30 protein-coding genes and 1 tRNA gene are annotated in these 26,159 nt (G+C 64.6%); 12 read left to right on the top strand and 19 right to left on the bottom strand.

All coding sequences use genetic code 11. From position 1 onward, the window contains the following. The first annotated feature begins 280 nt into the window (after nt 1-280). Both V6N07_RS16035 and V6N07_RS16030 read left to right on the top strand, forming a co-directional pair. A tRNA-Trp gene (locus V6N07_RS16035) sits at nt 281-356 on the top strand. Nucleotides 357-540: 184 nt separating this feature from the next. Beyond that, complete coding sequence (locus V6N07_RS16030; RefSeq protein ID WP_371157599.1) at nt 541-771, top strand: hypothetical protein; 231 nt, start codon at nt 541-543, stop codon at nt 769-771. A gap of 89 nt (nt 772-860) precedes the next feature. Here the strand turns inward: V6N07_RS16030 and preA are convergent, their stop codons facing one another. The 4 genes from preA to V6N07_RS16010 all read right to left on the bottom strand — a co-directional run bounded on the left by preA (nt 861) and on the right by V6N07_RS16010 (nt 4,905). Next, the gene (gene preA / locus V6N07_RS16025) at nt 861-2,165 is read right to left on the bottom strand and encodes an NAD-dependent dihydropyrimidine dehydrogenase subunit PreA (protein WP_371157597.1); all 1,305 of its coding nucleotides are present in this window, start codon (nt 2,163-2,165) and stop codon (nt 861-863) included. Between the two features lie 69 nt (nt 2,166-2,234). Continuing rightward, the gene (locus V6N07_RS16020) at nt 2,235-2,789 is read right to left on the bottom strand and encodes a hypothetical protein (protein WP_371157595.1); all 555 of its coding nucleotides are present in this window, start codon (nt 2,787-2,789) and stop codon (nt 2,235-2,237) included. Then, nucleotides 2,786-4,117: an NAD(P)-dependent oxidoreductase gene (locus V6N07_RS16015; RefSeq protein WP_371157593.1), complete on the bottom strand. Its 1,332-nt coding sequence runs from the start codon at nt 4,115-4,117 to the stop codon at nt 2,786-2,788. Before V6N07_RS16015 ends, V6N07_RS16020 begins: the two co-directional genes overlap by 4 nt. A gap of 110 nt (nt 4,118-4,227) precedes the next feature. After that, entirely contained in the window at nt 4,228-4,905 is a 678-nt protein-coding gene (locus V6N07_RS16010) for an MBL fold metallo-hydrolase (RefSeq protein WP_371157591.1), read from the bottom strand. A 110-nt stretch (nt 4,906-5,015) separates the two neighbouring features. On the opposite strand from V6N07_RS16010, the gene V6N07_RS16005 reads away from it, so the two are divergent. Together V6N07_RS16005 and V6N07_RS16000 are read left to right on the top strand one after the other, a co-directional pair. Beyond that, a complete protein-coding gene (locus V6N07_RS16005) occupies nt 5,016-5,303 on the top strand; it encodes a DUF1330 domain-containing protein (RefSeq protein WP_371157590.1) in 288 nt (95 codons plus the stop codon). 91 nt (nt 5,304-5,394) lie between these two features. After that, the gene (locus tag V6N07_RS16000; RefSeq protein ID WP_371157589.1) at nt 5,395-6,018 is read left to right on the top strand and encodes a helix-turn-helix domain-containing protein; all 624 of its coding nucleotides are present in this window, start codon (nt 5,395-5,397) and stop codon (nt 6,016-6,018) included. A gap of 19 nt (nt 6,019-6,037) precedes the next feature. On the opposite strand, the gene V6N07_RS15995 is transcribed toward V6N07_RS16000, so the two are convergent. The 5 genes from V6N07_RS15995 to V6N07_RS15975 form a co-directional block, all read right to left on the bottom strand. Continuing rightward, nucleotides 6,038-6,421 (bottom strand): hypothetical protein, encoded by a 384-nt coding sequence (locus tag V6N07_RS15995; RefSeq protein WP_371157587.1) that lies wholly within the window; start codon nt 6,419-6,421, stop codon nt 6,038-6,040. Then, nucleotides 6,418-6,768, bottom strand: coding sequence for a hypothetical protein (locus V6N07_RS15990; protein ID WP_371157586.1), 351 nt, complete (start codon nt 6,766-6,768; stop codon nt 6,418-6,420). The genes V6N07_RS15995 and V6N07_RS15990 overlap by 4 nt, the downstream gene beginning before the upstream one ends. Nucleotides 6,769-6,840: 72 nt before the next feature. After that, nucleotides 6,841-7,857, bottom strand: a complete 1,017-nt coding sequence (locus V6N07_RS15985) for a patatin-like phospholipase family protein (RefSeq protein WP_371157584.1) — start codon at nt 7,855-7,857, stop codon at nt 6,841-6,843. After that, entirely contained in the window at nt 7,850-8,194 is a 345-nt protein-coding gene (locus tag V6N07_RS15980; RefSeq protein WP_371157582.1) for a pentapeptide repeat-containing protein, read from the bottom strand. The genes V6N07_RS15985 and V6N07_RS15980 overlap by 8 nt, the downstream gene beginning before the upstream one ends. Further along, nucleotides 8,191-8,976, bottom strand: coding sequence for a 3-hydroxybutyrate dehydrogenase (locus V6N07_RS15975; protein ID WP_371157580.1), 786 nt, complete (start codon nt 8,974-8,976; stop codon nt 8,191-8,193). The genes V6N07_RS15980 and V6N07_RS15975 overlap by 4 nt, the downstream gene beginning before the upstream one ends. Before the next feature lie 444 nt (nt 8,977-9,420). Here V6N07_RS15975 and V6N07_RS15970 point away from each other — a divergent pair, with 444 nt between their 5' ends. Then, complete coding sequence (locus V6N07_RS15970; RefSeq protein WP_371157578.1) at nt 9,421-11,205, top strand: extracellular solute-binding protein; 1,785 nt, start codon at nt 9,421-9,423, stop codon at nt 11,203-11,205. Between the two features lie 16 nt (nt 11,206-11,221). Here the strand turns inward: V6N07_RS15970 and V6N07_RS15965 are convergent, their stop codons facing one another. Continuing rightward, a complete protein-coding gene (locus V6N07_RS15965) occupies nt 11,222-11,497 on the bottom strand; it encodes a DUF3572 domain-containing protein (protein WP_371157576.1) in 276 nt (91 codons plus the stop codon). A 113-nt stretch (nt 11,498-11,610) separates the two neighbouring features. Here V6N07_RS15965 and V6N07_RS15960 point away from each other — a divergent pair, with 113 nt between their 5' ends. After that, nucleotides 11,611-13,005, top strand: coding sequence for a diguanylate cyclase (locus V6N07_RS15960; protein WP_371157574.1), 1,395 nt, complete (start codon nt 11,611-11,613; stop codon nt 13,003-13,005). 16 nt (nt 13,006-13,021) lie between these two features. Here the strand turns inward: V6N07_RS15960 and V6N07_RS15955 are convergent, their stop codons facing one another. From V6N07_RS15955 to V6N07_RS15940, 4 genes are all read right to left on the bottom strand, one after another. Further along, nucleotides 13,022-13,483 carry a periplasmic heavy metal sensor gene (locus V6N07_RS15955; RefSeq protein WP_371157572.1) on the bottom strand — a complete coding sequence of 154 codons (462 nt, stop codon included), beginning with the start codon at nt 13,481-13,483 and terminating at the stop codon, nt 13,022-13,024. Further along, nucleotides 13,480-13,803 carry a hypothetical protein gene (locus tag V6N07_RS15950; RefSeq protein WP_371157570.1) on the bottom strand — a complete coding sequence of 108 codons (324 nt, stop codon included), beginning with the start codon at nt 13,801-13,803 and terminating at the stop codon, nt 13,480-13,482. Before V6N07_RS15950 ends, V6N07_RS15955 begins: the two co-directional genes overlap by 4 nt. Then, the gene (locus V6N07_RS15945; protein WP_371157568.1) at nt 13,796-14,392 is read right to left on the bottom strand and encodes a sigma-70 family RNA polymerase sigma factor; all 597 of its coding nucleotides are present in this window, start codon (nt 14,390-14,392) and stop codon (nt 13,796-13,798) included. Before V6N07_RS15945 ends, V6N07_RS15950 begins: the two co-directional genes overlap by 8 nt. A 62-nt stretch (nt 14,393-14,454) precedes the next feature. Continuing rightward, nucleotides 14,455-14,985: an EF-hand domain-containing protein gene (locus V6N07_RS15940; RefSeq protein WP_371157566.1), complete on the bottom strand. Its 531-nt coding sequence runs from the start codon at nt 14,983-14,985 to the stop codon at nt 14,455-14,457. A gap of 270 nt (nt 14,986-15,255) precedes the next feature. On the opposite strand from V6N07_RS15940, the gene V6N07_RS15935 reads away from it, so the two are divergent. Both V6N07_RS15935 and V6N07_RS15930 read left to right on the top strand, forming a co-directional pair. Then, nucleotides 15,256-15,606: a DUF983 domain-containing protein gene (locus V6N07_RS15935; protein WP_371157612.1), complete on the top strand. Its 351-nt coding sequence runs from the start codon at nt 15,256-15,258 to the stop codon at nt 15,604-15,606. Then, a complete protein-coding gene (locus tag V6N07_RS15930) occupies nt 15,603-16,286 on the top strand; it encodes an NUDIX domain-containing protein (RefSeq protein WP_371157564.1) in 684 nt (227 codons plus the stop codon). The genes V6N07_RS15935 and V6N07_RS15930 overlap by 4 nt, the downstream gene beginning before the upstream one ends. An 8-nt stretch (nt 16,287-16,294) precedes the next feature. Here V6N07_RS15930 and V6N07_RS15925 read toward each other — a convergent pair whose 3' ends face one another. Beyond that, nucleotides 16,295-17,194 (bottom strand): EamA/RhaT family transporter, encoded by a 900-nt coding sequence (locus V6N07_RS15925; protein ID WP_371157562.1) that lies wholly within the window; start codon nt 17,192-17,194, stop codon nt 16,295-16,297. A gap of 339 nt (nt 17,195-17,533) precedes the next feature. On the opposite strand from V6N07_RS15925, the gene V6N07_RS15920 reads away from it, so the two are divergent. Continuing rightward, on the top strand, nt 17,534-17,917 hold the full coding sequence (locus V6N07_RS15920) for a hypothetical protein (protein WP_371157560.1): 384 nt from the start codon (nt 17,534-17,536) through the stop codon (nt 17,915-17,917). Here V6N07_RS15920 and V6N07_RS15915 read toward each other — a convergent pair. Continuing rightward, the gene (locus V6N07_RS15915; protein ID WP_371157559.1) at nt 17,904-18,959 is read right to left on the bottom strand and encodes a cupin; all 1,056 of its coding nucleotides are present in this window, start codon (nt 18,957-18,959) and stop codon (nt 17,904-17,906) included. The genes V6N07_RS15920 and V6N07_RS15915 overlap by 14 nt on opposite strands. Nucleotides 18,960-19,063: 104 nt before the next feature. Between V6N07_RS15915 and V6N07_RS15910 the strand changes: the two genes are divergently transcribed. After that, complete coding sequence (locus tag V6N07_RS15910; RefSeq protein ID WP_371157558.1) at nt 19,064-21,352, top strand: NADP-dependent malic enzyme; 2,289 nt, start codon at nt 19,064-19,066, stop codon at nt 21,350-21,352. A 104-nt stretch (nt 21,353-21,456) separates the two neighbouring features. Here V6N07_RS15910 and V6N07_RS15905 read toward each other — a convergent pair whose 3' ends face one another. Together V6N07_RS15905 and V6N07_RS15900 are read right to left on the bottom strand one after the other, a co-directional pair. Then, nucleotides 21,457-21,672 (bottom strand): DUF2945 domain-containing protein, encoded by a 216-nt coding sequence (locus V6N07_RS15905; protein ID WP_371157557.1) that lies wholly within the window; start codon nt 21,670-21,672, stop codon nt 21,457-21,459. Nucleotides 21,673-21,733: 61 nt separating this feature from the next. Beyond that, complete coding sequence (locus V6N07_RS15900) at nt 21,734-22,972, bottom strand: acyl-CoA dehydrogenase family protein (RefSeq protein WP_371157556.1); 1,239 nt, start codon at nt 22,970-22,972, stop codon at nt 21,734-21,736. A 62-nt stretch (nt 22,973-23,034) separates the two neighbouring features. Here V6N07_RS15900 and V6N07_RS15895 point away from each other — a divergent pair, with 62 nt between their 5' ends. After that, complete coding sequence (locus V6N07_RS15895) at nt 23,035-24,036, top strand: phosphotransferase family protein (protein WP_371157555.1); 1,002 nt, start codon at nt 23,035-23,037, stop codon at nt 24,034-24,036. Here V6N07_RS15895 and V6N07_RS15890 read toward each other — a convergent pair. Next, entirely contained in the window at nt 24,026-25,021 is a 996-nt protein-coding gene (locus tag V6N07_RS15890; RefSeq protein WP_371157553.1) for an ester cyclase, read from the bottom strand. The two genes, V6N07_RS15895 and V6N07_RS15890, sit on opposite strands and share 11 nt — an antisense overlap. 85 nt (nt 25,022-25,106) lie before the next feature. Between V6N07_RS15890 and V6N07_RS15885 the strand changes: the two genes are divergently transcribed. Further along, a complete protein-coding gene (locus V6N07_RS15885; RefSeq protein ID WP_371157551.1) occupies nt 25,107-26,153 on the top strand; it encodes an ABC transporter ATP-binding protein in 1,047 nt (348 codons plus the stop codon). Nucleotides 26,154-26,159 lie beyond the last annotated feature (6 nt).

Below are 26,159 nucleotides of genomic sequence, written 5' to 3'. Positions count from 1 at the left end.
GGCGCCGGCGTGGTGTCGAAGATCGTCGAGTAAGGCGACCTGTCGCCCGAAACATCTGCCGACGGCAGAAAGCGCAAAGGCCCCCCTCGCGGGGGCCTTTGTCGTTCCAGCGGCAGGGGTGAATGCGCGGGCCTTAAAGCGGTCAGGGTCATGGCGAGGATCGGGAGGCTGCGCGGGGTGAGGCCGCAGCCGATTGCCGAAGGAAGCGAAATCCGAGGCAGAAAATCGGCGAAATCCGCTTGCATGGCGCGGGCCGGCGACGTATTCCGCTTCGCATCACAGGGGTATAGCTCAGTTGGTAGAGCAGCGGATTCCAAATCCGCAGGCCTCGGGTTCGAATCCTGATGCCCCTGCCATTTCCAAGCCGACCGGCGACACGTCGCCGTTGCAGGAAACACGGTCATTCGCTTCATCTTTCGTCGAAGGCTCCACCTTTCAGGGGCGCATCGGATTTTGGGCCTGACAGAACAACCACGTCCGCATAGCTTTGACACCCGAAGGGCATCCTTCGATCAAATCACGACAGCAAGGGGACGTGACATGGGATTGGGCGACATGATGGGCAAAGCTGCCAGCGCACTTGGCAGCGGCAATTTCGATATCTCTGAAAAGATGACCGAACTCGGCATCGATCCAGCGATGCTCGAAGGGCTCGATATCGACGCGGCGAAGACGTTCCTCGAAGAGAAGGGCATCGATTTCAGCATGCTCGATTCGCTCGGGATCGATCTGAACGAGATCCTCGCCAAGCTGACCGGGAAAGAGGCCTGATCAGACGCGCGTTCCGGCGGGAGCCTTGAGCGGACGAAAAAGGCGGGCCATGTGGGCCCGCCTTCTTTCGTTTCCAAGTCCGGAATGTGCTATTCCGCGGCGACTGGCACGGATGGGTTGTTGGGGTGTGTCGTCCAGTCAGCGGGTTCCGCCTCGACCACCTTGCCCGTCCGGGGGTCGACCGTTCCGGGGGCGAGGCGTTCCATAGTGATGCAGTCCTGCACGGGGCAGACGTCGACGCACAGGTTGCAGGCCACGCATTCCGCGTCGATCACCTCGAAGGTGCGGTCGGCTGACATGCTGATCGCCTGGTGGGACGTGTCCTCGCAGGCGGCGTAGCAGCGGCCGCACTTGATACAGTCATCCTGGCTGATCCGCGCCTTGGTGACGTAGTTCAGGTTCAGGTGCTTCCAGTCGGTGACGTTCGGCACGGCCCGGCCCACCAGGTCGGCCACCGTCATCCCCTTGTCGTCGAGGTAGCGGGACAAGCCCGACGTCATCTCCTTCACGATGCCGAAGCCGTAGGTCATGGCCGCCGTGCAGACCTGCACGTTGCCGGCACCCAGCGTCATGAACTCCGCCGCATCGCGCCAGGTGGTGACCCCGCCGATGCCGGAGATGGGCATCCCGTGCGTTTCCGGGTCGCGAGCTATTTCCGACACCATCGACAGGGCGATGGGCTTGACCGCCGGGCCGCAGTAGCCGCCGTGCGATCCCTTGCCGTCGATCGTGGGCTCGGGCGCGTAGTCGTCCAGATCGACCGAGGTGATGGAGTTGATGGTGTTGATCAGCGACACCGCGTCTGCCCCGCCGCGCTTGGCGGCGGCGGCGGGTTTGCGCACGTCGGTGATGTTGGGGGTCAGCTTCACGATGACGGGCATCCGGGTGTATTGCTTGCACCAGCGGGTGACCATTTCGATGTACTCGGGCACCTGGCCCACGGCGGCGCCCATGCCGCGTTCGGACATACCGTGCGGGCAGCCGAAGTTCAGCTCGATCCCGTCGGCGCCCGTCTCTTCGACGCGGGGCAGGATCGCGCGCCAGGCGTCTTCCTCGCAGGGGACCATGATGGAGACGACCATCGCACGGTCGGGATAGTCGCGCTTGACGGCCTTGATCTCGCGCAGGTTGGTCTCCAACGGGCGGTCGGTGATCAACTCGATGTTGTTGAGGCCCAGCAGGCGCCGGTCCGCGCCGTAGATCGCGCCATAGCGGGGGCCGTTGACGTTGACGACGGGCGGGCCTTCGGCGCCCAGCGTCTTCCAGACGACACCGCCCCAACCGGCCTCGAAGGCGCGGCGGACGTTGTATTCCTTGTCCGTCGGCGGGGCAGAGGCCAGCCAGAAGGGGTTGGGCGATTTGATGCCCACGAAGGTGGTGGTCAGGTCTGCCATGTCAAAGCCTCCGGGTGCGGGGTCGGTGTCGGTGTGGCGGCGGCCCGGTTCACGGGCCGCCGGTCTTGGTCATGCGGCCAAGGTCGCGGGGTCTATCCCGGCCTCGGTCAGGCGCGCGGTCGCCGCGTCGCGCGTCGCCTCGTCGAAGGCGGCGGCGTGGCGCAGGATGACGGCCTCTCCGGTCATGTCAGACAGGCCGCGTTCCATGAGGGTGGCAAAGGCGCCATATTCAGCAGTCGCCGCGGCAAACCCGGTCAGGGCCTTGGCCGCGCCGGACTTGGTCATCGCCATGCGGGTCTTGGTCAGGCGCTTGGCCTTGCCCAATTCTTCCCGGACCAGTTGCTCGTAGGCAAAGATCGTCTGGGTGAAGTCATGCTCGATTTCCTCGGCCGCCTCTGCCCGAACGTCCAGGGCGGCGTCCGTCTGGACAAGGGCAAGCCTGCGGAAGGCCGCATCGCGCACGGGCAACACGCCCATGCGGTCCGCGTTGGCCATCAGGTTGCGCAGTTTGTCCGGCTCATCCATGTCGGCGACGCGGGCGAGGGCGGAGGCATTCCGGCTTGCCACCTGTTCGGCGGTCAGGGCTGCGGTTTTCGGGGCGGGGGGGGATTTTGATTTTTTCATGTGGCAGCTTGGGTCAGCGCCGCGTGAATGTCCATCGCTGCATCGCGACCTTCGGCCACGGCGGTGACGGTCAGGTCCTCGCCCCCGGCGGCGCAATCGCCCCCGGCCCAGACGCCGTCCACCGATGTCCGCCCCGCGCCGGTCACGGCGATCTTGCCGCCCGCGAGGTCCAGTCCCTCGACCGATTCCAGCTTTTGCCCGATGGCACGGAACAGTTGATCGGCGGGCAATGTGATCGTCTCGCCGGTCGGAACCATGGCGGCATCGGTATAGGCCAGTTCGACCTCGCGCAGGGCACTGTCACCGCGCAAGGCAACCGGCTGGACATTGAACATCAGGCGGACGCCATTGCTGGCGGCAAGGTCCTGTTCGTAGCGGCTGGCGGGCATGCGATCGCGCGCCCTGCGATAGGCGATGGTCACCGTATCCGCACCCAGCAGCTTGGATTGCACGGCAGCATCCACGGCGGTCATGCCGCCACCGATGACGACGACGTTGCGTCCTACGGGCAGGGCGGCCAGGTCCGATTGCTGCCGCAGGGTCGCGATGAAGTCGACGGCGTTGTCGGTGCCCGCGAAATCCTCACCCTCCAGCCCGAGGGCGCCGACACCGCCGAGGCCGATGGCCAGAAACACCGCGTCGAATTCCGCACGCAGCCCGGCCAGCGACAGGTCGTTGCCTATGGCGCGGCCCGTTTCGACCGTGATCCCACCGATTTGCAGCAGCCAATCCACCTCGGCCTGCGCATAACCACCCGGTGTCTTGTACTGCGCGATCCCGTATTCGTTCAGACCACCGGCCTTGGGGCGCGCATCGTACATCGTCACGTCGTGGCCCAGCATGGCCAGACGATGCGCACAGGACAGGCCCGCCGGTCCGGCGCCGACGACGGCGACCGTCTTGCCGGTCGCGGCGGCACGGACATAGGGATGCTCGCCCGCCGACATCATCGTGTCGGTCGCATAGCGCTGCAGCCGCCCGATCTCGACCGGCTTGCCTTCCGCCGCCTCCCGCACGCAGGCCTGTTCGCACAGGGTTTCCGTCGGGCAGACGCGGGCACACATGCCGCCGAGGATATTCTGATCGAAGATCGTCTTGGCCGCCGCTTCGGGCATCCCGGTCGAGATCTGGCGAATGAACAGGGGGATGTCGATATCGGTGGGGCAGGCCGTGATACAGGGCGCATCATGGCAGAAGTAGCAGCGGTCCGAAGCGACCGTGGCCTCGTGACTGTCGAGTGCCGGATGCAGGTCGGAAAAGTTCTGTGCAAGCTCTTCCGGGCCAAGGCGTCCGGCCCGGATTCCGTCCAACCGCAGTGCTTCGGTCATGTCATTCTCCGTCTGCCAATTCGCATGATCTTGTCGTGTCAGAGTGCCACGATCCGATTTTTTATCAACTGGTAAAATTTAGGCGGAGTATGAACGCGCCCCGTCCGGTCCTATTGCAGCCGGTCGAGGACGAGGACGCGCGTGCGGTCCGGCAGGTCCGATTTCGTGATCGTGGCATGTGGAGAGAAGGCAAAATCCACGCGATCCTCGCGGAAGCCGTCGAGGAAGGACTGGACCCAGTGCATTCTGGTGATCCTGCACCCAAGTGTCCGGAAATGCATCGGAATCACGAGGCGGGGCCGGGTGCGATGGATCATTTCCATCAAGTCCGGCAAGGCGATGGTCGGCGGGCCGCCGGCAAGGGCCAGCAGGATGTCGACATCTTCGAAGAAGGCGATCTGGTCTTCGTCGAGCGCGTTACCGACGTCGCCCATGTGGGCAATCTTCATCCCGTCGAGTTCGAAGCGGTACATCGCATTCTGGTTGGCGACGCCGCGCGGATGGTGTTCCCATTCCTCGGCGGGCATCGCCTCGACCTGCAGTCCCCCGATGCTGCCACTGCCACGACCACCGTCTGCGAAATCCATCACGTTGGCGATGGCCGGAGATCCGGGGATCAGGTCCGAGCGACAGTGACCCTCGTCATCGTCCGAAGACGTCAGGACGATGTCGGCCGTGTCCCGGAACCCGGAATATCCCATCAGTTCGGGGCTGTAGGGATCGGTGATGACCGATTTGTCCGCCCCCGTCAGCTTGAACGCCGCTTGCCCATACCAGGTAATCTTCATGTGACTGTCCTCCTGCGGCGGAGGGGACCGCAGGTTGCCCCAAAGGTCCAGCACAGATTGACGGCGCGGTCCGGTGGCGTCACCCTCTGGGCGCTGAGCAGGAGGATGACATGCCCAAAGCCTATTGGATCGCCCATGTGACGGTGACGGACCCGGACCCCTACGGCCTTTATGCGGCTGGTGCATCCGAGGCATTCGCCACGCATGGCGCCCGCATCCTTGCACGTGGCGGCCATGTCGAAAGCCTTGAGGGACCGTCGCGTCCGCGCAATGTCGTGATCGAATTCGACAGCATGGAGGCCGCGCTCGCCTGCTACAACTCGCCCGAATATCAGGCCGCGCGACAGCATCGGATCGGGGCAGGGGACGCGCAGATCATGATTCTGGAGGGGGTCTGATCACTTATTGGGCATTCGGAAAACGAGGGACAGGCGGGCATTGGCCCGCCCGTCCTTGTGGCGGCGCGACCCACGTCCTATCCTGCCGGCCATGACAAGCCCCCAGGAACCCAACATCCTTCGCCTGGCCCGGGAAACGGGGGATCCGGTCCAGGCCGAGCCATTGGAGCTTGGCCCCCGCGTGCGCGATCTGCGCAAGGCTCGCGGCTGGACCCTGGAGCAGGCGGCGCAACAGGCGGGGCTTGCCCGGTCGACTCTTTCGAAGATCGAAAACGGACAGATGTCGCCAACCTTCGAGGCGCTGAAAAAGCTGGCCACCGGTCTGGAGATTTCGGTCCCGCAGCTGTTCACGCCGCCCAAGCGTGATCAGATCATGGGCCGCCGCGACATCACGCGAAAGGGCGATGGTCAGGCACATGCCACGACCACCTACGAGCATGAATTGCTGGCCGGGTCCCTGACGACCAAGAAGATGCTTCCGTATCAGTCGCGCATCCGGGCGCGCAGCTTCGATGACTTCGATGGGTGGATCCGGCACGACGGGGAGGAGTTCATGCTCGTCCTTACCGGGACCGTTCGCCTGTACACGGAATTCTACGAAGCCATCGAAATGCGTCGCGGCGACAGTGCCTATTACGATGGCACGATGGGCCACAACGTCATCAGCACCTCACCCGAAGACGCGACCATCCTCTGGGTGACCAGCCTGAGCTGACCGACCCGAGGTGCAGTCGTCAGCCATCGTGGCCGATGCGCCCACCGGCAATCGGGGTGGTCTGCAAGGGGCCGACCCGCTTTCGGGGATAGACCTGCAAGACCCGCTGTATCGCATCATGCGCGGCGCGCGGCTCGGCCTGCGATACCGGCATGTGCATGGCCAATTGCGCCAGCCGCTTCTTGTATTCGGCCTGATAGAGATACTGCTGGTTGAGAGAGAGGGCGATCACCTCGTCTGGTCCGTTTTGCACCACGCGGATATTCGTGTTGCCCGGGGATCGCCCCGTGTTCGGCCCGTCCAGCCATTGGATCGCGGGCGCGTAGGGTGGGTAGGTCAGGGGATCATGCGCGGCCGCCATGGTCGGGACAGCCAGCGCAGCGATCAACAGGTATCGTTTCATCCATCTCTCCGTCCGATAGGGCGATCTGCCTGATCATCGTCGCCGAAACGCGCGTCATCCGCCAGCACATCTTCACCATCGGGCACGTAGTCGCCGGACGCGCCAAAGGCCGCGCCGTCGTGTTGCGGTGCCGCATAGGCATCGGCGGGCATCGGGCCGGACAGGAATGCCGTCAGCCTCTGTTCGGCTTCGGCAGGGGTGGAACCATCGGCCGCGGACAGGCGCAGGGCCAGCGCGCGGACATCTCCATCCGCGTCGGACATGTCGGTTTCGCTCAGCTCGGGAAAGCGGGTGCGAAGGGCGTCGCGGAACGGGGTCCAGTCTGCTTCGAAATCCTGACGGCTCATGATGGTCTCCTGAAGGTTGTGTCATTCAGGAAACGACCCGGGGCAGCGGCTAGTTCCACCCCGGGCCTGCCGTCAGGCGAACATCGCCTCCAGATCGACGGTGGAACGCTGTCCCAGATCGTCGAAATCCTGATCGAGGAACCGTTTGGCGGCAGTTGCCCCGGCGGAGCGCAAGGCATTCATCACGGCGGCATTCGGAACGGTCTTGGTCGCAACCGACAATTGCCGCATCAGCGCGTCATCCGCGATCATATGGACCAGAACGTCCTTCATCTGACCGGGGCCTACGGTTCCGTTCCGCACGAGACGTTGCACGAACTCGATCGCGCGCAACTCGCGAAGCAGCGAGGTGTTGAAGCTGATCTCGTTGATGCGGTTCTGGATGTCGCGGGCCGTGACCGGCAGTTCGGGACGGTCGAGGGGATTGATGTTGATGATCAGGATATCGCGCGGCAAGGCCCGGTCGAACAGGGGGAACAGGGCGGGGTTCCCGGTATAGCCCCCGTCCCAGTAGTGTTCCCCGTCGATCTCGACCGCGGGGAACAGGGTCGGCAGGCAGGCCGAGGCCATGATCGCCTCGGGCGAGATTTCGGCACCCGTGAACAGCTTGATCTTGCCCGACCGGACGTTCGTGGCACCGACATGGAACACCGGTCCCACGTCGGAACAGATACGGTCGAACGACAGGTGGCTTATGATGCGGCGCAATGCGTCGGGCGCGGTATCGGGCAAGGCATAGGGCGACACGGCGCGGCCGAACGCATCCATCATCTGATAGCCGGGCGACATCTCGATCGCATGGCTGATCGCAAGCGGGGAGGTGACGGCGAACCACGGGGTGATCCAAACATCCGTCACGGCCCCGACCTGCGACCACACCATTTCCAGCCGTTCGCGTGCCAGGGCCCGCGACCCGGTCGCAAGGCCGCATTTGACGGCAGCCCCGTTCAGCGCCCCGGCCGAGGTGCCGCTGATGGCGGCGATCTCGATCCGTTCATCCGCCAGCAACTCGTCCAGCGCACCCCAGGTAAAGGCCCCGTGGGCGCCGCCACCCTGCAGTGCAAGATTGATGCGATGCATCTCAGCCATTGTTCCACCTCGCCAGCAGGTCGGTCACGGCGATGCCGTCGATGGTCATCCCGTCGAGACGGGCATCCGTGATCGTCACACCGGACAGGTCGACATCGGACAGGGTGGCATCGGCCAGATTGACATTGCGAAACACCGCCCGCGCAAGGCGGACGTCTTCGAAGACGGCTGCCTCGGCCCGGACATCGCGCACCGTGGCACGTGTCAGCACGCTGGCCTCGAGAACGGCGTCCCGCAGGGAGGCGCGCGTCAGATGCGCGCCATCCATGAAGGCGTCCTCGATCTCGACCGCCGCGGCGGGCGGGCCGCTTTCGTCGTCGCCGAACAGATCGGTCACAGCGCGGTCCAGCCGCCATCGACGCTGATGGTGGTTCCCGTGATCTGGGCCGCATGGTCGGAACACAGGAACAGCGCGGTGCCGCCCAATTGATCGGTGGTCGCGAATTCCTTCGAGGGCTGGCGGTCCAGCAGGACCTCCTTGATCGCTGTCTCCCGATCCATGCCGTATTTCTTCATCGTGTCGGGGATCTGGCTGTCGACCAGCGGGGTCAGGACGTACCCGGGGCAGATCGCGTTTGCGGTAATGGGCTCCTGCGCGGTTTCAAGGGCGACGACCTTGGTCATGCCGACGACGCCGTGCTTGGCCGTCACATAGGCGGACTTGTAGGGCGACGCGGTCAGGCCATGGGCCGACGCGATGTTGATGACGCGACCCCAGCCCGCCTTGCGCATCATCGGCAGGGCGACGGCCGTGGTATGAAAGGCCGACGTCATGTTGATCGCAATGATCGCATCCCATTTGTCAGCCGGGAATTCGTCGATACCGGCGACATGCTGGATCCCTGCGTTGTTCACAAGGATATCGCAGGTGCCCGCATCCTCGATCAGGCGGCGCGCTTCCTCTCCCTTGGACAGGTCGGCACCGATGTAACGGACCTTGACCCCGTAGTCGCCCGACAGCTTTTCGGCGAGGGCATGGTCTTCGTCCCGGTCGGTATAGGAATTCAGGACAACGTTCAGACCGGCGCGTGCGAAACTATGCGCCACACCCAGGCCGATGCCCGAGTTGGAGCCTGTGATCACGGCGGTCTTGCCGGCGAGGGGGGATGTGTCGGTCATTGCGTTCTCCGAATGCAGCGTCATGTCGGTTATAGATGCTGCACCTGCAAAGGGAACAGGTCGTCAGGCGCGGGGGGCCGCGCGCAGGCCGTCGCGCCGTCATCGACGACGGGCGTGCGGCTGCATCCGGCCCGGCGCAATACGATGGTCCGCCGTTCTGACGGGGGCGTTCGGGCCGGGCGTCGAGACGAAAAAAAACGCCCGCACAAGGCGGGCGCTAAGTCATTGAGGCAGGTTTCATACAGGCAAGAAACCTATCGAGCAGTGGGTTATTTATAGACGTTTACGTCCGATACGCAAAGAGAAAGTTTGGCACCGGGATTCCGCGTAGGTAAGGTTTGTTTCAATCTTACATGGGCCTGAGGGATTGTCTTGGATATGACGCTGCTCCGTTTCGACGCTTTGCAAAACCATCGGGGGCTGTTCCGACGCCTGAGGGTCGCCTTGACCATCGGCGCCATCGCATTGATTCCCTCGGTCGCGGGGGCCGACGGGCACGGCATATCACTGTATGGCGAACCTGCGCTGCCTGCGGACTATGCAAATCTGCCGTTCGTTAACCCGGACGCCCCCAAGGGCGGCACCTTCGCGGATGGCCAGGTCGGCAGCTTCGACAGCCTGAATCCCCATATTTTACAAGGGCGTGTGCCATGGCAGCTTCGGTTCCTTGCCTACGAGTCGCTGATGGGGCGCAGCTATGGAGAGCCGTTCACCCTCTATGGTGTTCTGGCCCAGTCCGTTTCCGTCAACGAGGCGCAGACCGAGGTCACCTATACGCTCCATCCTGATGCGGCCTTCTCGGACGGGACGCCGGTCACTCCGGAAGACGTCATCTGGTCGTTCAACATCCTTGGGCAAGAAGGCGCTCATGGCCGCTACCGGACCGCATTCTCCAAGGTGACGGAGCTGGTTCAGGTCGGAGACGACGCCGTTCGTTTCACCATCGATGCCCCCGATCGCGAGCTTTTGATGATCCTCGGCATGCGTCCGGTCATGAAAAAGGCGCAGTGGGCAGAGGATGAGTCGGCGTTTTTCCGGTCAGGACTGGAGGTGATTCCCATCACCTCCGCCCCCTATGTGATCACGGATGTGGACGCCGGGCGGTTCGTGGAACTGACGCGCAATCCGGACTACTGGGGCGCGGACCTGCCATTCCGGCGTGGCACCAACAACGTCGATGTCATCCGGATGGAATTCTTCGGGGACGCGACGGCCCACTTCGAGGCGTTCAAGGCGGGCGAATTGTCGACGATGCGCGAGACGAATGCAGCATCCTGGGCGCGGGACTACGATTTCCCGGCGGTGCAGTCCGGCGAGGTCGTCCTGTCCGAGGTGCCGCATCAGCGCCCCACGGGAATGACCGGCCTCGTGATGAATACCCGTCGCGCCCCGTTCGACGACTGGCGCGTTCGCGAGGCTCTCATCCAGGCGTTCAACTTTGAATACATCGACGGCGTCATCAACGGCGGCGGGCAGCCCCGGATCACGTCCTATTTTGCAAATTCGCCGCTGGGCATGCAGCCGGGCGCGGCATCGGGCAAGGTGGCCGACCTTCTCGCGCCTTTCGCAACAGACCTGCTGCCCGGCGCAATCGAAGGATACGCCTTTCCGCGGACGAACGGACGCGCGGCGAACCGTGGCGGGATCCGCACCGCAACCGATCTTCTGGCCGACGCCGGGTATACCGTTGAAGGCGGTGTCCTGACCGGACCGGAGGGGCCGGTGACCTTCGAAATCCTGCTTCAGAACGGATCATCCGAGGTCAGCAGCATCGTCGACATCTATGTCGAGGCGCTCAAGCGACTGGGCATCGAGGTCAGCATCGCCAGCATTGACGACGCGCAGTTCAAGGAACGCCAGACGGCCTATGATTTCGACATGATCTGGTATCGCTGGGGCCTGTCGCTGTCGCCGGGCAACGAACAGCTCGCCTACTGGGGCCCCGATGGCGTGACGACCCCGGGAACCCGCAACATCATGGGGGCGGACAACCCGGCGATCCCCGCGATGATCGATGCGATGCTGACGGCGCCGACACAGGATGACTACGTCGCGGCCGTTCGTGCGCTGGACAGGGTGCTGACGTCGGGGCGCTATGCCATCCCGATCTGGCACAACCCCGTCAGCTGGCTGGCCCATGACGCCCGACTGACCTATGCCGCCGACCGGTTGCCGATCTATGGCGACTGGATCGGGTTCCAGCCTGACATCTGGTGGTTCGAGGAGTGACCCGTTCGGGTGGCGATCAGGTCCAATGGGGCAGGTCGCCACCGGGCAGGGCCGCGCGCGCCGCGAGGAACACCTCATGACTGAGGTTCTGATCTTCGCAGACGCCCTGCACCCAGTCGTCCGACATCATGAGAAAGTCCATGACCGCGGCAAGAAACGCCGGATCGCCCGCGGCTGCGGTGATCTGATCCCTGTCCGCGCCCGTGGCGGATTGGAAGGTATCGAGAAGATCGTTCAAAACGAGCCAATTCAGACCCTTGAGTGCCACGACTTCGGCGTTATCAGTCAGCATCTTAGCGCCATCCCCGCGAGGAAACCTTTTGTTAACCTTCCCATGACCATAACGTATCTGACCGGAGTGTTAAGTACGCCCGCGGCTTCACAGTACCCAAAGAGAGACATGCCATGACCGGGCGTATCCTGATCGTCGACGACGTCGCCACGAACCGGATCGTGATGAAGGTCAAGCTGACCGCCGCGAAATACGACGTGATTCCCGCCGCTTCGGGTCAGGAAGCATTGACGTTGGCGCAGGCTGGCAACATCGACATCATCATCATGGACATGATGATGCCTGGACTAACCGGGGCACAGACATGCGAACGTCTGCGCGCCGATCCGGTCACCGCCTCGATTCCGGTCATCCTCGTGACGGCCAGCGACGATTCCGAAGCGCGGATGGAGGGGCTTTCGGCCGGGGCCGATGATTTTCTGGCAAAGCCCGTCGACGAGATCGCGCTCTTGGCGCGGGTCCGGAGCTTGCTGCGCACGCGCGACGAGGAGCGGACCTACGAAGAACAGGGCAGTGCCCTGATGGGCATGGAGATGGGTTTCGGGGAAGCGGGGCAGCAACCCCTGAGCCCGCGTCAGCAACCGGTCGACGGACAGATCGCCCTGATTGCAGGGGGCGACGCCGCCTGGCTGCTTCGGCAACGCGACCGCTTGCGCCCGCTGTTTCGCGAAAAGGTTTCGATCATCGGTCGCGATCTTGCGCTTGCGCTGGACCGCTCGACCACGCCCGACCTGTTCCTGATCGAGGCGGACCTCGGCACGAAAAACGCTGGCCTGCGCCTTTTGTCCGAACTCAAGTCCCGGAATGCCACCCGTCACGCGGCCTTCATCGTCATCCTGCCCGCAGGTGACAGCGAACGCGCGGCAACGGCCCTCGACCTCGGCGCGTCCGACGTCGCCTATCAGCCATTCCCCGTGGACGAGATCGCGATGCGCATCCGCACCCAGCTTGCGCGCAAGACCCGCGCCGACCGAATGCGGGATACGTTGGAAACCGGGCTTCGCCTCGCGGTGATCGATCCGCTGACAGGGTTGCACAACCGCCGCTATGGTCTGCACCACCTTGATCGGGTGGCGACGCGGTGCCGGGCGCAGGGGATCCGCGCGGGCGTGATCCTGATGGATCTCGACCATTTCAAATCCGTCAATGATACCCACGGGCATCTGGTCGGGGATGAGGTGCTGTCCAAGGCCGCGCAGGTCCTCAAGGAAAACGTGCGCGGTGAGGATCTGATCTGTCGTATCGGCGGTGAGGAGTTCCTTGCCGTGCTGCCCGACTCCGGCCTGTCAGAGGTGCGCATCGTGGCCGAACGTCTGCGCCGGGCGGTCGAAAACCTCGAAATACGCCTCGGGAACGGCAGCCTGTTGAACGTCACGATGTCCCTCGGCGTCGCGATGTTGGAAGACCGCGAAGATGCGCCGACCCATGCGCTGGCAATCGTGGACCGGGCGCTCTACGCGGCCAAGGATGCGGGTCGGAACCGGGTCGAATTGGCCGCGCAGGTCTGATCCGCACCGCGACGCCTCAACGCCGCCGCCGCATCGTGTCTTCCAGCGCGGCAACGAAAGCTGCGCGTTCGGCGGGTGTCAGGCTCTCGACCACATCGACCAGACCGTCGATACCCCGTGTCGCCAGATCCGACTGAACCGCGTGCTGATTTCGCATGGCCGCGCGCAGGGCCTCCGCATCGAACGGGTCTGCCCGCAGGGCCGCCACCACCGCGCGGCGGCTTTCCCCGATCCGGGCGCGACCGCTTCGCAGTTCGGGATCGGCGCGCAGACGTTCCCGCAATGCATCGCGTCGCGGTGCATCAAGGGCGCGGCTGAAGGCCTGCAGTTCAGGGGGGCCACCCGAGGCGCCGGGCCGCGACCCGGAACGCCGACCGTCAGGCGCAAAGGCCAGCGCGCTGACCACGGCGACCACGATGAGGACATTGAGCGCCAGTGACAGCACGAGCGCGATCTGCATGCGGCGGTCTCGTGTCATAGCCATTCCTCCCAACTTGTTCCGTAGACATCATCCAGCAGGCCATCGGATGCCACCTCTTCGGTGGCCTGCGACAGGCCGGGCACGGATTGCAACACCAGCGCGGGCTGCGCGATGCCAAGCCAGACACCGCAGACCGCTGCAAGCGGAACACCAAGGGCACCGCCCCAGAGTCCGACGCCCAGCGTCCGCCACCACGCCTGCGGGGCAGGGGGAACGGGCGCATCCGCAATAAGGCGGGCGCGCAGGTCATCGCCCAGCGGTACGGTGTCATCCGCCATCTCGGCCAGCCAGGTTTCGATCTTGTGTTCGTCAACCATCACGCGCGCCCCTTTCATCCTCGGTTTTCAACCCATTCAACAGGGTGGCGAGACGACGCTTGCCGCGTGCCACCAGACTTTCGACGGCTTCCACGCCGGTGCCCATCATCGCGGCGATATCCGGGTTGGAATAGCCTTCGATGTGCCGCAATACGACGGCCTGCCGTTGCCGGTCCGGCAGGGCATCCAGCGCTGCGCCCAGAGCCGCCTGCCGGTCCTCGGCAATCATTCTCGCTTCGACACCCGGCGTCTCGTCCGCAATGTCCACGCTATCGTCCAGCGGTGCCGACCGCGCCGCGCGCCGCTTCCGGTCTATCGCAAGATTGGCGGCGACCCGGCCCAGCCATGTCGACATCTGCGCCGTGCCACCTGCATCCCATTCGGCCGCCTTGCGCCACAAGCGCAGGAAGGTCTCCTGCATGATGTCCTCGGCTTCGGCCCGGTTGCCCCCGGTCAGCCGCAAGCAGAACGCCAGCAGCTTCGGGCCCAATCGATCGATCAGGTCACGGGCGGCGGCCTGATCGCCCGACGCGGCACGCGTCAGAAGCTCGGCTTCCAGCAGGTTGGATGACGGATTGCGGTCTGTCACGGGCGGATCATGTACCTTTGTGATGCGGGTGGCGCCGGACGCCACCCGCGGTTGTCATCGGATTAGCGGCGGCCGCGGCCCTGGCCCATTTCGGCCCATTCCTCGGCGCTCAGGCTGCCGTTGCTGTCGGCATCGGCCCGCTCGAACATACGCTCCATGCCGCCACGACCGCCACCGCGGCGCCCGTGTCCGTCACGCTTGCCGTCGCCGTCGCCGCCTTCGCGGGCTTCACCGCGCGCCTGCAACTCATCCTGGGTGATCAGGCCGTCGTCGTTCGCATCCATGCGGTCGAAACGGCGCTCGGCCCGGTCATCGGCCCGGCCCTGTGCCGCGGCTGCGATCTCTTCGGGGCTCAGCCCACCGTCGCCGTTGGTGTCAGCGGCCGCGAAACGCTCGGCGGCGCGTGCCTCGGCATGGGCACGGATCTCTTCGATCGTCACGCCACCGTCGCCGTTTGCATCGATCTCTTCGAATGCAGGCCGCTCACCGCCCTTGCCACCCGGGCCACGGGCCTCGGCAATCGTGGACAGGGACAGCGCAGCGGCACCAGCCATCAGGGACAGGGACAAGGTCTTGAGGGAGGGGAAGGTCATTTGGTCGTCTCCGTTTGTCTGACGCGCCGCCCTTTGCGGCCCGTTCCCCCCTTCCACGGGGCAGCAGATCGTTTCCGTCGCGCTTTGTTTGAAAAACATGCAGGCAACAAATTCGCGCCGCGCCATCCTGTCATCTAGCGGTTTGCGCGTGCGGGGCATAGGAGGGACGCGGAAGGATACAGCATGCGTGATCTTACCCAAACCGACGATACCCCCGATGCAGAGCAGCAGGCGATCCCGGATCTGTCCGAGGCCGACCCGGCGCGCCCCATGGGGCCCGCCATGTTGCGCGGATGGCGCCGACGGTGCCCGAACTGCGGATCCGGCCCCCTGATGGAGGGCTATCTGAAGGTGCGCCATTCCTGCCCGGTTTGCGATCAGGCCTTGCATCATCACCGCGCCGACGATGGTCCGCCATATCTGACCCTGCTGATCGTCGGTCATATCATTGGCCCCGCGATGCTGTGGTTCTTCATCCGTTTCGAACCGGATCCTTTCACCTTCATGGCAATCTTCATGGTGGCGTCCGTGGCTTTGTCGTTGTGGTTCCTGCCGCGTCTGAAGGGGATGATCGTCGGTGTGCAGTGGGCCGCGCGGATGCACGGGTTCGGGCGGGAATGACGCCCGCGGCCGGACTTGCGCCGGGCGGGGCGGTCGACAAGACGCTTCTGCGGGATGCGGCGACTGTCGTCCTGCTGCGAGATGACAGCCCCGAAGGGCCCCGCGTCCTGATGGGGCAAAGGGGGGCATCCGCCGCCTTCATGCCGTCCAAGTTCGTCTTTCCCGGCGGGGCCGTCGACGACGGCGATGGTGCAACGCGATTTGCGCGGCCCCTGCGTGCGTCGGTCCGGGCGGAGCTGGCAAACCGCAGCCCGCGTCCGCCCGAGGCAATCGCAGCAGCCGCCCTGCGCGAGCTGGCCGAGGAAACGGGCCAGATCATCGCACGGCCATCTGCGTCGTCGCCGTCATGGCCCGGTTTCGAAGGTCTGGCGCCGGACGCCGATCCCTTGCGCTTCATTTTTCGCGCAATCACGCCGCCCGGTCGCCCGCGTCGGTTCGATGCGCGGTTCCTGATGGCCGATGCGACGGCTGTCCTGACCGATCCGGACGATTTCTCGAAGGCGGAGGATGAGCTGAGCCATCTTCAATGGGTGCCCCTGTCGCGTGCCCGCGCCCTGGACATGCCCTTCATAACGGAGGTCGTGCTGGCCGAGATCGCGGCAATCACCGACGGGACGGATGCGCCGGGGGTGCCGTTTTTCGACAACTCCGGCGAGGCATCGGTGTTCCTGCGCCTTTGAGGGCGCCTTCAGACACTGGTCAGAACAAGGCCCGCAACGCTGACGCTGACGAGGATGATGCCCATGACTTCGCGGCGTGTCTGCCGTTCGCCCAGAAGGGTCAGAGAGATCAGCATGGACAGGATCAGCTCGACCTGGCCGACGGCGTTCACGTAGGCCGCCGTCTGTAGGGTATAGGCCGTGAACCAACCCAATGAGCCAAGCATCGACGTCAGGCCCACGAGGGCCGTGGCCCGCCACCGCATAAACACGGCGATCAACCCGTCGCGATCGCGCCATGCCAGCCAAGCAGCCAGCAAGGCGGTCTGAAACAGGGTCACGAAACACAATGTCATGGCTGCGCGTGCCAAGGCGACGTCCGTGGCAATTGCAAGCGACGCCCCGCGATAGCCAACCGCCGAGATGGAGAAGAACGCGCCGGCGCCGAGGCCGAGCAGCGACGCGACATTGAACGGATTGCCCCGCCAGCCCCCGTTGTCCGGCATCGACAACATCAGAACGCCGGCAAAACCCACGGCCATGGCCACCAGTGCAGACAAGGTGACCGTTTCCCCAAGCAACAGGAACCCCGTCAGGACCGTCAGAAGAACGGCCGTTTTCGACAGGGCCATGCCGACCGCAAAGTTGCGCCGCGCGAACAGGGCCACAAGACAGATCGTCGCAAGGATCTGCGCGATACCGCCCACTACGGCGAAAGGGATGAAGGATGCGTCGACGGAGGGGACGGGCTGATCCGACGACACGGCCCAAAGGCCCAGGCCGAACGCGATCGGAACGGGGGCATAGACGAACCGCGCGAAGGTCGCGGCAGTCGGGCTGAGCCCCGAGACCGCGAGGCGCTTCTGGAGGTAGAACCGGATCGCCTGCGTGCTGGCGGCAAAGAGTGTCGCGAAAATCCAAAGTGGCATGGCGCTGCCTGACACGCGGCGGCGACCGGCACCATAGAGGATAGCGGCCCGCGACTGTTTTCAGTCAGCGCATCAATGCGCCTCATGCCTGGTCATTGTCGCCGAAGTGCATGATGGGGTTGGCAATGGCGCCTTAATCCTGCCTTATTCAGGTGCCAATTTGACCGTATTCTCGACGAGGTTCTGCCCATGTTCACAAGACACCGCCAGCTTGCCGCGCCCCGAAACAGGGTCGGCGCAGTTTCGGCGTGGGTCGGTGCGCGGGTCAGGGCGGCCGATCGGCAGGTGCGCGATGCCAGTCGTCTGGAGGCCGTGAGCATGGCTCTCGGTCTTGCATGCATGGCCCTGGCGCTGGGGGTCACGGTCGCGCAGGCGACATTGTCGCCCGTCATCATGACCGAGGAGGCCCTGCGCCGAGCCGTCGTTCATGCCAGCTTCGATGATGCGCTATGTCCGGCGGGATGGGCCGCCGATCACGCTGGCCTTCTGGGGATGACCGAGGCTGAAGTCTCTGCCTGGTACCTGCGGGAAAGCTTCGAGCTTTCGGACAGGGAGGTCATTACCTCGGTCGGGTTCTATCTGGCGAATGCCACCGATTTCCGTCAGATCGAGGGGCCGGCGTTGACGCGGAACCAGATCCTGCTGTGCATTGCCGAAAGCCGTCGCCTGACCCAACCCCTGAACGACCTGCTGCCGCCGCATCTGCGCCTCAACGAGGCGTGAACCGCGGACTCCCCGGCAGGGTAACCTCCAGCAATTCGAGATCCGGCGACGCGTCGGCATAGGTCGCAGGCGTGTCTGGCGGCAGCACGAAGGCATCCGACGGGTTCAGGTCATGCCGCCCGTCCGGCACCTCGAGCGTCATTGTCCCGGCCATCACGAAGGTGAAGTGGATGTCCGCGTCATGCGCGAACGGGGCAGTCGGCCCATCCACGCGCAGCACCCGCACACCGGCCACATCGCCGGTGTTTTCTGCAATCGACGTATCCCGCGACTGAAAGCCAGCCTGCCGTGCGGGCGCCCAGACGGCATCTTCGGCGCGGTGATGGACGAACCGCTGGCTTTGAAACCGCCGGTCGGGATCGACGCGGTCATTCGGCAACTGCATGTCGTGGTCTATGGTCGTGACATGAACGGCGGGCACGCCGATCTCGATCACTTCGATGTTGTCAGACGCGAAGAGCACGCGATGCCGGATTTCCGGCGGCTGGATGACGCAGCACCCGGCCTCCAACCGGAATGGCGGACCCTGATCTTCGTAGACCAGATCGACCCAGCCCTTGTAGCAGAAGATCAGCTGAAACCCGACGGTATGATAGTGGACCATGTCCGGAACGGGCCCGCCGTCCGGGATGCGGATGTGTGATGCGATGATCGCCCCGCCCAGCCGGTCAGGCACAAGGTCGCGGTAGTGCATGCCCGCCCGCCCGATTACCCAGGACGCCCCATCCGACAGGCGGCGCAGGCCGAAACCTGTCTGGATCTCCGGCATCGCATAATCCGGAACGGCCGGGCCGATAAGGATGCGGGAACCTGCGGGGGATGTCGCCGCCTCGCCCGCCGTCATGCGCAGGGTCGCCGGCGTGGTGGCCGTCCGGTCCAGTCGCAGGTTCATTCCGTGCCCGGACAGACGGGCCACCTCGGGGTCATCCGCGGGCCAGATCGCATCAAGGCGAAATCCGCGTTTCGTCCAGAACCCCAGTTCGGCGCCAAAGTCCGGCGCGGGAAGGACGATTTCCGCCGTCGTATTGCTGTTGTCGGTCATGGTCATAGCATCATCATGGGCAGGCGCCCGGGTCAAACGATCGCTGGTTGTCGCAGATGGTTTAATGTTAAACGGTCCCGAAACAGGCCCGGGGGAGAATTCGGATGAGCGATCGCAAGGATGAGCAGCAGGCGGCATTGCGAGAGCAAGCCTTGGATTATCACCGCTATCCCCGCCCCGGAAAGCTCGAGATCCGCGCGACGAAACCCTTGGCAAACGGGCGCGATCTGGCGCGAGCCTATTCGCCCGGCGTGGCCGAGGCATCGACCGCGATCCGCGACGACCCGGATACCGCCTCCCTCTACACGGCGCGCGGGAACCTTGTGGCGGTCGTCACGAACGGCAGCGCGGTGCTCGGCCTCGGAAACATCGGTGCCCTCGCCTCCAAGCCGGTGATGGAGGGGAAGGCCGTCCTGTTCAAGAAATTCGCCAATATCGACTGTTTCGACATCGAACTGGACGAATCCGACCCCGAAAAGCTGGCCGATATCGTTTGCGCGCTGGAGCCTACGTTCGGTGCGATCAACCTCGAAGACATCAAGGCGCCGGACTGCTTCACGGTAGAGCGTATCTGCCGCGAGCGCATGAACATTCCGGTCTTTCACGATGATCAGCACGGCACCGCCATCGTCGTCGGCGCCGCCGCCCTCAACGCCCTGCGCCTGACGGGGCGCAAATGGGAAGAAATCAAGGTCGTCTCGACCGGCGGCGGGGCGGCGGGCATCGCCTGTCTGAACATGTTGCTGGCATTGGGCGTGAAGCGCGAGAATGTCTGGCTGTGCGATCTGCATGGTCTGGTGCACGAAGGACGCGAAGCGGACATGACGCCCCAAAAGGCCGCATTCGCACAGCCGGGCGGCGCGCGCGGTCTGGCGCAGGTGATCGAGGGCGCGGACCTGTTTCTCGGCCTTTCGGGGCCGGGCGTCCTGAAGCCCGAGATGGTCGAGAAAATGGCCCCGAAGCCGATCATCTTCGCTTTGGCCAACCCGAACCCGGAAATACCCTTCGACGTTGCCCGCGCCGCCGCGCCCGATGCGATCATCGCCACGGGGCGCAGCGACCATCCCAATCAGGTCAACAATGTCCTGTGCTTTCCCTTCATCTTTCGTGGTGCCCTCGATGTCGGCGCGACTGAGATCAACGAGGCGATGAAGATCGGGTGCGTCGAAGGGATCGCGGCGCTGGCCCGTGCCACGACCTCCGCCGAGGCGGCAGCCGCCTATCAGGAGGAGCAGCTGACCTTCGGCGCGGACTACCTGATCCCCAAACCCTTCGATCCACGTCTCATGGGTGTCGTCGCAAGCGCGGTGGCCAAGGCCGCGATGGAATCCGGCGTTGCGCGCCGCCCGATCGAGGATCTGTCGGCCTACAAGGCGGGGCTGGACGCGTCGGTCTTCAAATCCTCGATGCTGATGCGTCCGGTCTTCGCCGCCGCCGCAAACGCCGAACGCCGGATTGTCTTTGCCGAAGGCGAGGACGAACGCGTCCTGCGCGCGGCCCAGGCCATCATGGAGGAGACGACGGACATTCCGATCCTGATCGGGCGTCCGGACGTCATCACGACCCGCGCATCCCGCGCCGGCCTGACCATCGAACCCGGGCGCAATGTCCAGATCGTCAACCCCGAGAGCGACCCGCGCTATCGCGACTATTGGGAAACCTATCACGGCCTGATGGCGCGTCGGGGCATGGCCCCGGACCTTGCCCGCGCGGTGATGCGCACCAACACCACGGCCATCGGCGCCGTCATGGTTCAGCGGGGCGAAGCCGACAGCCTGATCTGCGGCACCTTCGGCCAGTTTCTCTGGCACCTTCGTTATGTCACGGAGGTTCTGGGGCAGGGCGATCTGCACCCCGTCGGGGCGATGTCGCTGATCATTCAGGAAGGCGGTCCGCTGTTCATCGCGGACACCCATGTCCATGCGCAGCCATCCCCCGAACAGATCACGGAAACGGTCACATCCTGTGCGCGCCACGTCCGCCGGTTCGGCCTCGAACCCAAGGTTGCCCTGTGTTCGGCATCGCAGTTCGGCAACCTCGATTCCGAATCCGGTCGCACGATGCGCGCCGCCCTTGCACAGCTCGACACGATGTCTCTCGATTTTCAGTATGAAGGCGAGATGAATGTGGACGCGGCCCTCGACGCGGATCTGCGCGCACGGTTCCTGCCACAATCGAGGATGGATGGGCCGGCCAACGTGCTTGTCTTCGCATCGACCGATGCGGCGGGTGCGACCCGGAACATCCTGAAGGCGCGGGCAGGCGGGCTGGAGGTTGGTCCGCTGCTGATGGGCATGGGGAACAAGGCCCACATCGTAACGCCATCAATCACTGCGCGCGGGCTTTTGAACGTTGCGGCCTTGGCTGGCACGCCGGTTGCCCATTACGGGTAAGGCGTTTCGGCTGCTGCGGCGCCGGGAGCTCTGCACCCCGGACCACCTTGGTATTTCCGGCCAGAGGGAGGGGGGTGCGTTCCTGATCGCTCCCCCAGCGACGCTCAGGCCTTCTTGACTTCGGACGACAGTTTCAACACGCCGTCGCCGTCCTCCTGCTCGATATAGAGGGCAGGGTCGTCCGAGGAGCCGTCACGCGTGACTTCGGACCCCTGCAGTTTGCGCGTGATCTTCTGTTCGTATGTCTTCTGGACGGTGCCTTCGGCCGTGCCGTTGCCCCAGTCCCATTTTACCTTGTCGCCTTCGCTGTAGCTGGCCATCGGCCCCTCCTGTAAAGTGTTCGACGGGACAACGGGCAAGTAGCGTTCGGGGTTCCGGGTGTCACCGCAGGCCGCGTGCGCGCATCTCCCGCCGGAAGATCGTGCGCAGGTGGACAGCATCCGGCCCATCGACAAGGCGCATGGTCCGCAGGTGGCCATAAATGCGTGCAAGTTCCGTATCCTGACTGACCCCCATGGCGCCGTGCATCATCATTGCCTCGTCGCAGACGGCAAGGGCGGCGCGCGGGGCGGCGATCTTTACCTGGCTGATCAGGGGCGCGGCAATCTTGAGGTCGTCTCCGGTCCTGTGCGCCTCGTCCATCTGCCACGCGGCCCGCAGGCAGAGAAGGCGCGCGGCGTCTATGGCGATCCGTGCCTCGGCGATCCGTTCGGGATTGGCGCCGAGGCTGTTCAGGTCGGACCCGAAGGCCTGGCGTGCCGCGCCCCGATCCAGCATCAGGGTCAGGCATTTCTCGGCAAGGCCCACGGCACGCATGCAGTGATGGATCCGCCCGGGTCCAAGACGGCCCTGTGCAATCTCGAAACCGCGACCGGGCCCGAGGAGCATGGCATCGCGCGGCACCCGCACGTTGTCGTAGCGGATGTGCATGTGGCCATGGGGCGCGTCGTCTTCACCCAGAACCTGCATCGGGCGCACGATGGTGATCCCGGCCGTATCCGCGGGAACGACGACCATCGAATGCTGACCGTGGCGCGGGGCGTCCGGGTCCGTCCGGCACAGGACGATATGCACGGCGCAGCGCGGATCGCCGGCGCCCGTGATCCACCATTTTTCCCCATTCAGGACCCAATCCGCGCCATCGGCCACACAGGTCATGGCGATGTTCGATGCATCGGACGAGGCGACCGCCGGTTCGGTCATCGCATACGCCGACCTTATCGTCCCCTCCATCAACGGGTCGAGCCAGCGTGTCTTCATGTCGGGCGTGCCGTGGCGGGCCAGCACCTCCATGTTGCCTGTATCGGGTGCATTGCAGTTGAAGACTTCGGGGGCGAGCCAGCTTTGGCCCATTTCCTCAGCGATCCACGCATAATCAACGGTCGTGATGCCCGGGCCGCCGGGCAAATGAGTACGCCAGAGGTTCCAGAGCCCTCTGTCGCGGGCCGCCGCCTTCAGGGTTTCGAGGATCTGCGTCTGGCGGGCCGTATACTGCCACCGATCGCCGTTCCGGCCCGTCTCGGCGTGGAATTCGGCATCCAGAGGGGCGATGTCCTCTGCGATCATGGTACGGACCGCATCGCGCAGAATGCGTCCCGTTTCGCTCAACCTCAGATCCATGAATGTCCCCCCCCTGTCGCTGCACTCTTGCCAGCGGGGGGCAAGCGCGCAACCCTGCGGAGATGAATGATCTGCCCCCAGACCTGTTTTCCTGGCTGTCGGACCGGCTGCCGGGCAAGCCTGCGATCACCGGCGCGCGCCGCTTCGGCACAGGGCAGTCGAACCCGACATGGTGCCTGACGACCGGACAGGGCGCACTGGTGCTTCGGGCCAAACCCGCCGGTGACCTTTTGCCTAAGGCCCATGATGTCGCGCGCGAATTCAGGGTGATGCAGGCGCTGGAACAGACGGCCGTGCCCGTGCCGCGCATGTATCTGCTTGCCCGGGGCGCGAACCCGTTGGGCCGTGACTTCTACGTCATGGAGCATCTGGACGGACGCATCTTCTGGGATCCGGCCTTGCCGGAGGCGCCGGACCCGGCCCCGTTCTATGCCGCGATGGCCGAGGTTCTTGCATCGCTGCACGAGGTTGATCCCGCCGCGGTGGGCCTTGGCGACTACGGCAGATCCGAAGGGTTCTATGCGCGTCAGGTGGCGCTGTGGTCGCGTCAGTATGCGTCCGCCGTGTCGACGCCCGATCCGCGCATGGAGGACCTGGGCCAGTGGCTGGCAGAACAGCAGATCCCGGATGCGCCCGCGACCGTGTCACACGGAGATTTCCGTCTGGACAACATGATCTTCCACCCCGAGGAGCCGCGGGTGATCGGCCTTCTGGATTGGGAGTTGAGCACGCTTGGCCATCCCATGGCCGACCTCGCCTATCAGGTCATGCAATGGCACCTGCCGTGGGACGGTCCGCTGCGGGGCCTTGGCGGGGTCGACCGCGCCGCCCTGAACCTGCCGTCGGATGCGGACTACGTGGCGCGGTATCTGGCGCATCGCAACATGTCGCAGGCAACGGATCTGCGTGTCTGGCTGGTTCTTGCCGCCTATCGGTTTGCCGCGATCCTCGCCGGTGTGGGCGCGCGGGCAGCGGCGGGCAACGCGTCGAACCCGGTGCAGGGGCGCGCCTATGGTGCTTTGGTTCCCCGGGTCATCGAGCTGGCATTCGCAATCAGAGGGTAAGTCGCGGCTGACCGGTCAGATGCGCGAGGCGGGCGAATACATCCACGCCCATCTGCGCCATCAGCCCCAGCGTATCGTTCGGCAGCCAATTTTCCGCGATCAGCATGTCATCGTCGAACCGATAGAAATCCATCACGCGGAACCGCAGGTCGCGTCCCGTGGCCGGAATGCCCATGTAATCGGCCCCGAGATGCGTCACAGCGACATCCCCGCCCGTCACGGCAAACGGGCCGTCTGCGACACGTATGAAATGGCCCGCCCCCTGAGCCACGGGAAAGGCCCGGCGGTAGGGTATCTGATGATGCGCACGGAAGCCCGCAACGCCGCGACAGGCGCCTATGTTGCCCGCTGCCCAATACATGAAGTCCGGGTGCCAATGGTCCATCGATATGCTGGTAATGTCGCGCCCATCGAAGCTGTTCAGCCCTTCGTGCATCTTCAGCACGCGTTCCAGCGTGCCTTGATCCTCCGATGCGGTCAGACGCACGCCCGCGCCCCCGCGCGGAGCAGGCCATAGGCCGGGCGCACCCAGCGGCTGTGCCATCGGCCAGCAGCCTGCCTGCCGCATCAGCCCGGCCAGATCCCACAGCATCCACGAAGCCGACAGTTTGTCGTCGCGGAAATGATGCGCCTCGCCATAGGTCAGCTGCACGACGCCCTGGGTCGGGGGGATGCCTGCGAAAGGCTCTCGAAAGGTGCCGACATAGCTGCCGCAGCAGGCCACCATCCGGTCGGGGCGCGGTCCGGTCCAACGCGCGTCAGGGTGGTTCTCTCCGGCAAGAAAGATATCGTCGCGACGCTCCAGGTCCGGCATGGCGCGCAGAAGCTGCGACCAGGGCAATGCGACATCCGCGTTGCTGATCCGACCGAAGGGATAGGCGACATCGGCAACCGCGTTCGAGGCGAGCAGATCCAGATCGCCCCGTGCCAACCGTGCCAATGCGCTGTGCATCCAGCGCCGATCAGCATCCGAAATGGCAGGCATGACGACTCTCCTTGCATACGAATGCAAAACGCTTGCCGCAGCGACCGCCCCCTGTCTAGGGTGAAGGCAATGACAGGGGGACGCCATGGCCGACATTCAGCTCAGGAAGGTAACGAAGCGCTGGGGCGACTTCGTTGGCGTTCAGGAATTCGATCTCGATATCGCGGATCGCGAGTTTCTCGTGCTGCTCGGGCCATCCGGCTGTGGCAAGACGACGACGATGCGCATGATTGCCGGGTTGGAGGATCCGACCTCGGGCGACATCCTGATCGGGGGCAACCGGGTCAACGACCTGGACCCGAAGGACCGCGATGTCGCCATGGTATTCCAGTCATACGGCCTCTACCCGAACATGAACGTCTGGGAGAATATTCGCTTTCCGCTGAAGGTGCGCGGTGTTCCCGAGGCGGAGCACGAGGAGCGTGTCCGGCGCGCCTCGGCCATGGTCGAACTGGATGAATTCCTGCACCGCAAACCCGCCGCCCTGTCGGGCGGGCAGCGACAGCGCGTCGCCCTGGCCCGCGCAATCGTGCGGACCCCCAAGGTGTTCCTGATGGATGAACCCCTGTCGAACCTCGACGCCAAGTTGCGGGTGTCGACGCGGGCGCAGATCAAGAACCTCAGCCACGAGTTGCAGGTCACCACGATCTACGTCACCCACGATCAGATCGAGGCGATGACCCTGGCGGATCGTGTCGTCGTGATGAAACAGGGCGTCGTGCAGCAGGTCGGCACCCCGACCGAGATCTATGATCGGCCACAGAACACGTTTGTAGCAGGGTTCATCGGGTCGCCTGCGATGAACCTGATGGAGGGAACCGTGGTCGACGGCACGTTCGAGGCGCCCGGCGTGTCGATTCCCGGCTTCACCGGCGTGTCCGGTCCCGTGGTCTGCGGGTTTCGGGCCGAGGATGCCTCGGTCGTGGAAACCGGCGGAGAGATTGCGGCGCCGGTATATTCGATGGAACTGCTTGGCGATTCCACGATGGTCACTGTGCGGACGGGGGGCGCCATGGTCGCGGTCAAGGCCGGCAAGGACTACCGGACAACGATCAAGGCGCCATTTTCGGCCCATGTGCCGGCCAGCATCTGTCACCTGTTCGATACGCACACGGGCGATCGATTGTCATGACGGCCC

Origin of the sequence: Jannaschia sp. 2305UL9-9, from assembly GCF_041403465.1 — a bacterium.
Lineage (GTDB): Bacteria > Pseudomonadota > Alphaproteobacteria > Rhodobacterales > Rhodobacteraceae > Jannaschia.
Note: the sequence above shows the minus strand (reverse complement) of the source record. Positions and strands in the feature narration are given on the sequence as shown.

Bases quoted from the DNA above. Each gene is read 5' to 3' on its own strand.
- V6N07_RS15990 (WP_371157586.1), bottom strand. From the start codon at position 6,768: ATGAGCCGTCAGGATTTCGAAGCAGACTGGACCCCGTTCCGCGACGCC.
- V6N07_RS15905 (WP_371157557.1), bottom strand. From the start codon at position 21,672: ATGGCCAGCTACAGCGAAGGCGACAAGGTAAAATGGGACTGGGGCAAC.
- V6N07_RS15985 (WP_371157584.1), bottom strand. From the start codon at position 7,857: ATGGCTGAGATGCATCGCATCAATCTTGCACTGCAGGGTGGCGGCGCC.
- V6N07_RS15975 (WP_371157580.1), bottom strand. From the start codon at position 8,976: ATGACCGACACATCCCCCCTCGCCGGCAAGACCGCCGTGATCACAGGC.
- V6N07_RS15965 (WP_371157576.1), bottom strand. From the start codon at position 11,497: ATGCTGACTGATAACGCCGAAGTCGTGGCACTCAAGGGTCTGAATTGG.
- V6N07_RS16020 (WP_371157595.1), bottom strand. From the start codon at position 2,789: ATGAAAAAATCAAAATCCCCCCCCGCCCCGAAAACCGCAGCCCTGACC.
- V6N07_RS15920 (WP_371157560.1), top strand. From the start codon at position 17,534: ATGGCCCTGGCGCTGGGGGTCACGGTCGCGCAGGCGACATTGTCGCCC.
- V6N07_RS15935 (WP_371157612.1), top strand. From the start codon at position 15,256: ATGGGGCCCGCCATGTTGCGCGGATGGCGCCGACGGTGCCCGAACTGC.
- V6N07_RS15960 (WP_371157574.1), top strand. From the start codon at position 11,611: ATGACCGGGCGTATCCTGATCGTCGACGACGTCGCCACGAACCGGATC.
- V6N07_RS15890 (WP_371157553.1), bottom strand. From the start codon at position 25,021: ATGCCTGCCATTTCGGATGCTGATCGGCGCTGGATGCACAGCGCATTG.
- V6N07_RS15910 (WP_371157558.1), top strand. From the start codon at position 19,064: ATGAGCGATCGCAAGGATGAGCAGCAGGCGGCATTGCGAGAGCAAGCC.
- preA (WP_371157597.1), bottom strand. From the start codon at position 2,165: ATGGCAGACCTGACCACCACCTTCGTGGGCATCAAATCGCCCAACCCC.
- V6N07_RS16030 (WP_371157599.1), top strand. From the start codon at position 541: ATGGGATTGGGCGACATGATGGGCAAAGCTGCCAGCGCACTTGGCAGC.
- V6N07_RS15950 (WP_371157570.1), bottom strand. From the start codon at position 13,803: ATGGTTGACGAACACAAGATCGAAACCTGGCTGGCCGAGATGGCGGAT.
- V6N07_RS15915 (WP_371157559.1), bottom strand. From the start codon at position 18,959: ATGACCGACAACAGCAATACGACGGCGGAAATCGTCCTTCCCGCGCCG.
- V6N07_RS16015 (WP_371157593.1), bottom strand. From the start codon at position 4,117: ATGACCGAAGCACTGCGGTTGGACGGAATCCGGGCCGGACGCCTTGGC.
- V6N07_RS15930 (WP_371157564.1), top strand. From the start codon at position 15,603: ATGACGCCCGCGGCCGGACTTGCGCCGGGCGGGGCGGTCGACAAGACG.
- V6N07_RS16005 (WP_371157590.1), top strand. From the start codon at position 5,016: ATGCCCAAAGCCTATTGGATCGCCCATGTGACGGTGACGGACCCGGAC.
- V6N07_RS16000 (WP_371157589.1), top strand. From the start codon at position 5,395: ATGACAAGCCCCCAGGAACCCAACATCCTTCGCCTGGCCCGGGAAACG.
- V6N07_RS15995 (WP_371157587.1), bottom strand. From the start codon at position 6,421: ATGAAACGATACCTGTTGATCGCTGCGCTGGCTGTCCCGACCATGGCG.
- V6N07_RS15885 (WP_371157551.1), top strand. From the start codon at position 25,107: ATGGCCGACATTCAGCTCAGGAAGGTAACGAAGCGCTGGGGCGACTTC.
- V6N07_RS15955 (WP_371157572.1), bottom strand. From the start codon at position 13,483: ATGACACGAGACCGCCGCATGCAGATCGCGCTCGTGCTGTCACTGGCG.
- V6N07_RS15940 (WP_371157566.1), bottom strand. From the start codon at position 14,985: ATGACCTTCCCCTCCCTCAAGACCTTGTCCCTGTCCCTGATGGCTGGT.
- V6N07_RS15895 (WP_371157555.1), top strand. From the start codon at position 23,035: ATGAATGATCTGCCCCCAGACCTGTTTTCCTGGCTGTCGGACCGGCTG.
- V6N07_RS16010 (WP_371157591.1), bottom strand. From the start codon at position 4,905: ATGAAGATTACCTGGTATGGGCAAGCGGCGTTCAAGCTGACGGGGGCG.
- V6N07_RS15925 (WP_371157562.1), bottom strand. From the start codon at position 17,194: ATGCCACTTTGGATTTTCGCGACACTCTTTGCCGCCAGCACGCAGGCG.
- V6N07_RS15900 (WP_371157556.1), bottom strand. From the start codon at position 22,972: ATGGATCTGAGGTTGAGCGAAACGGGACGCATTCTGCGCGATGCGGTC.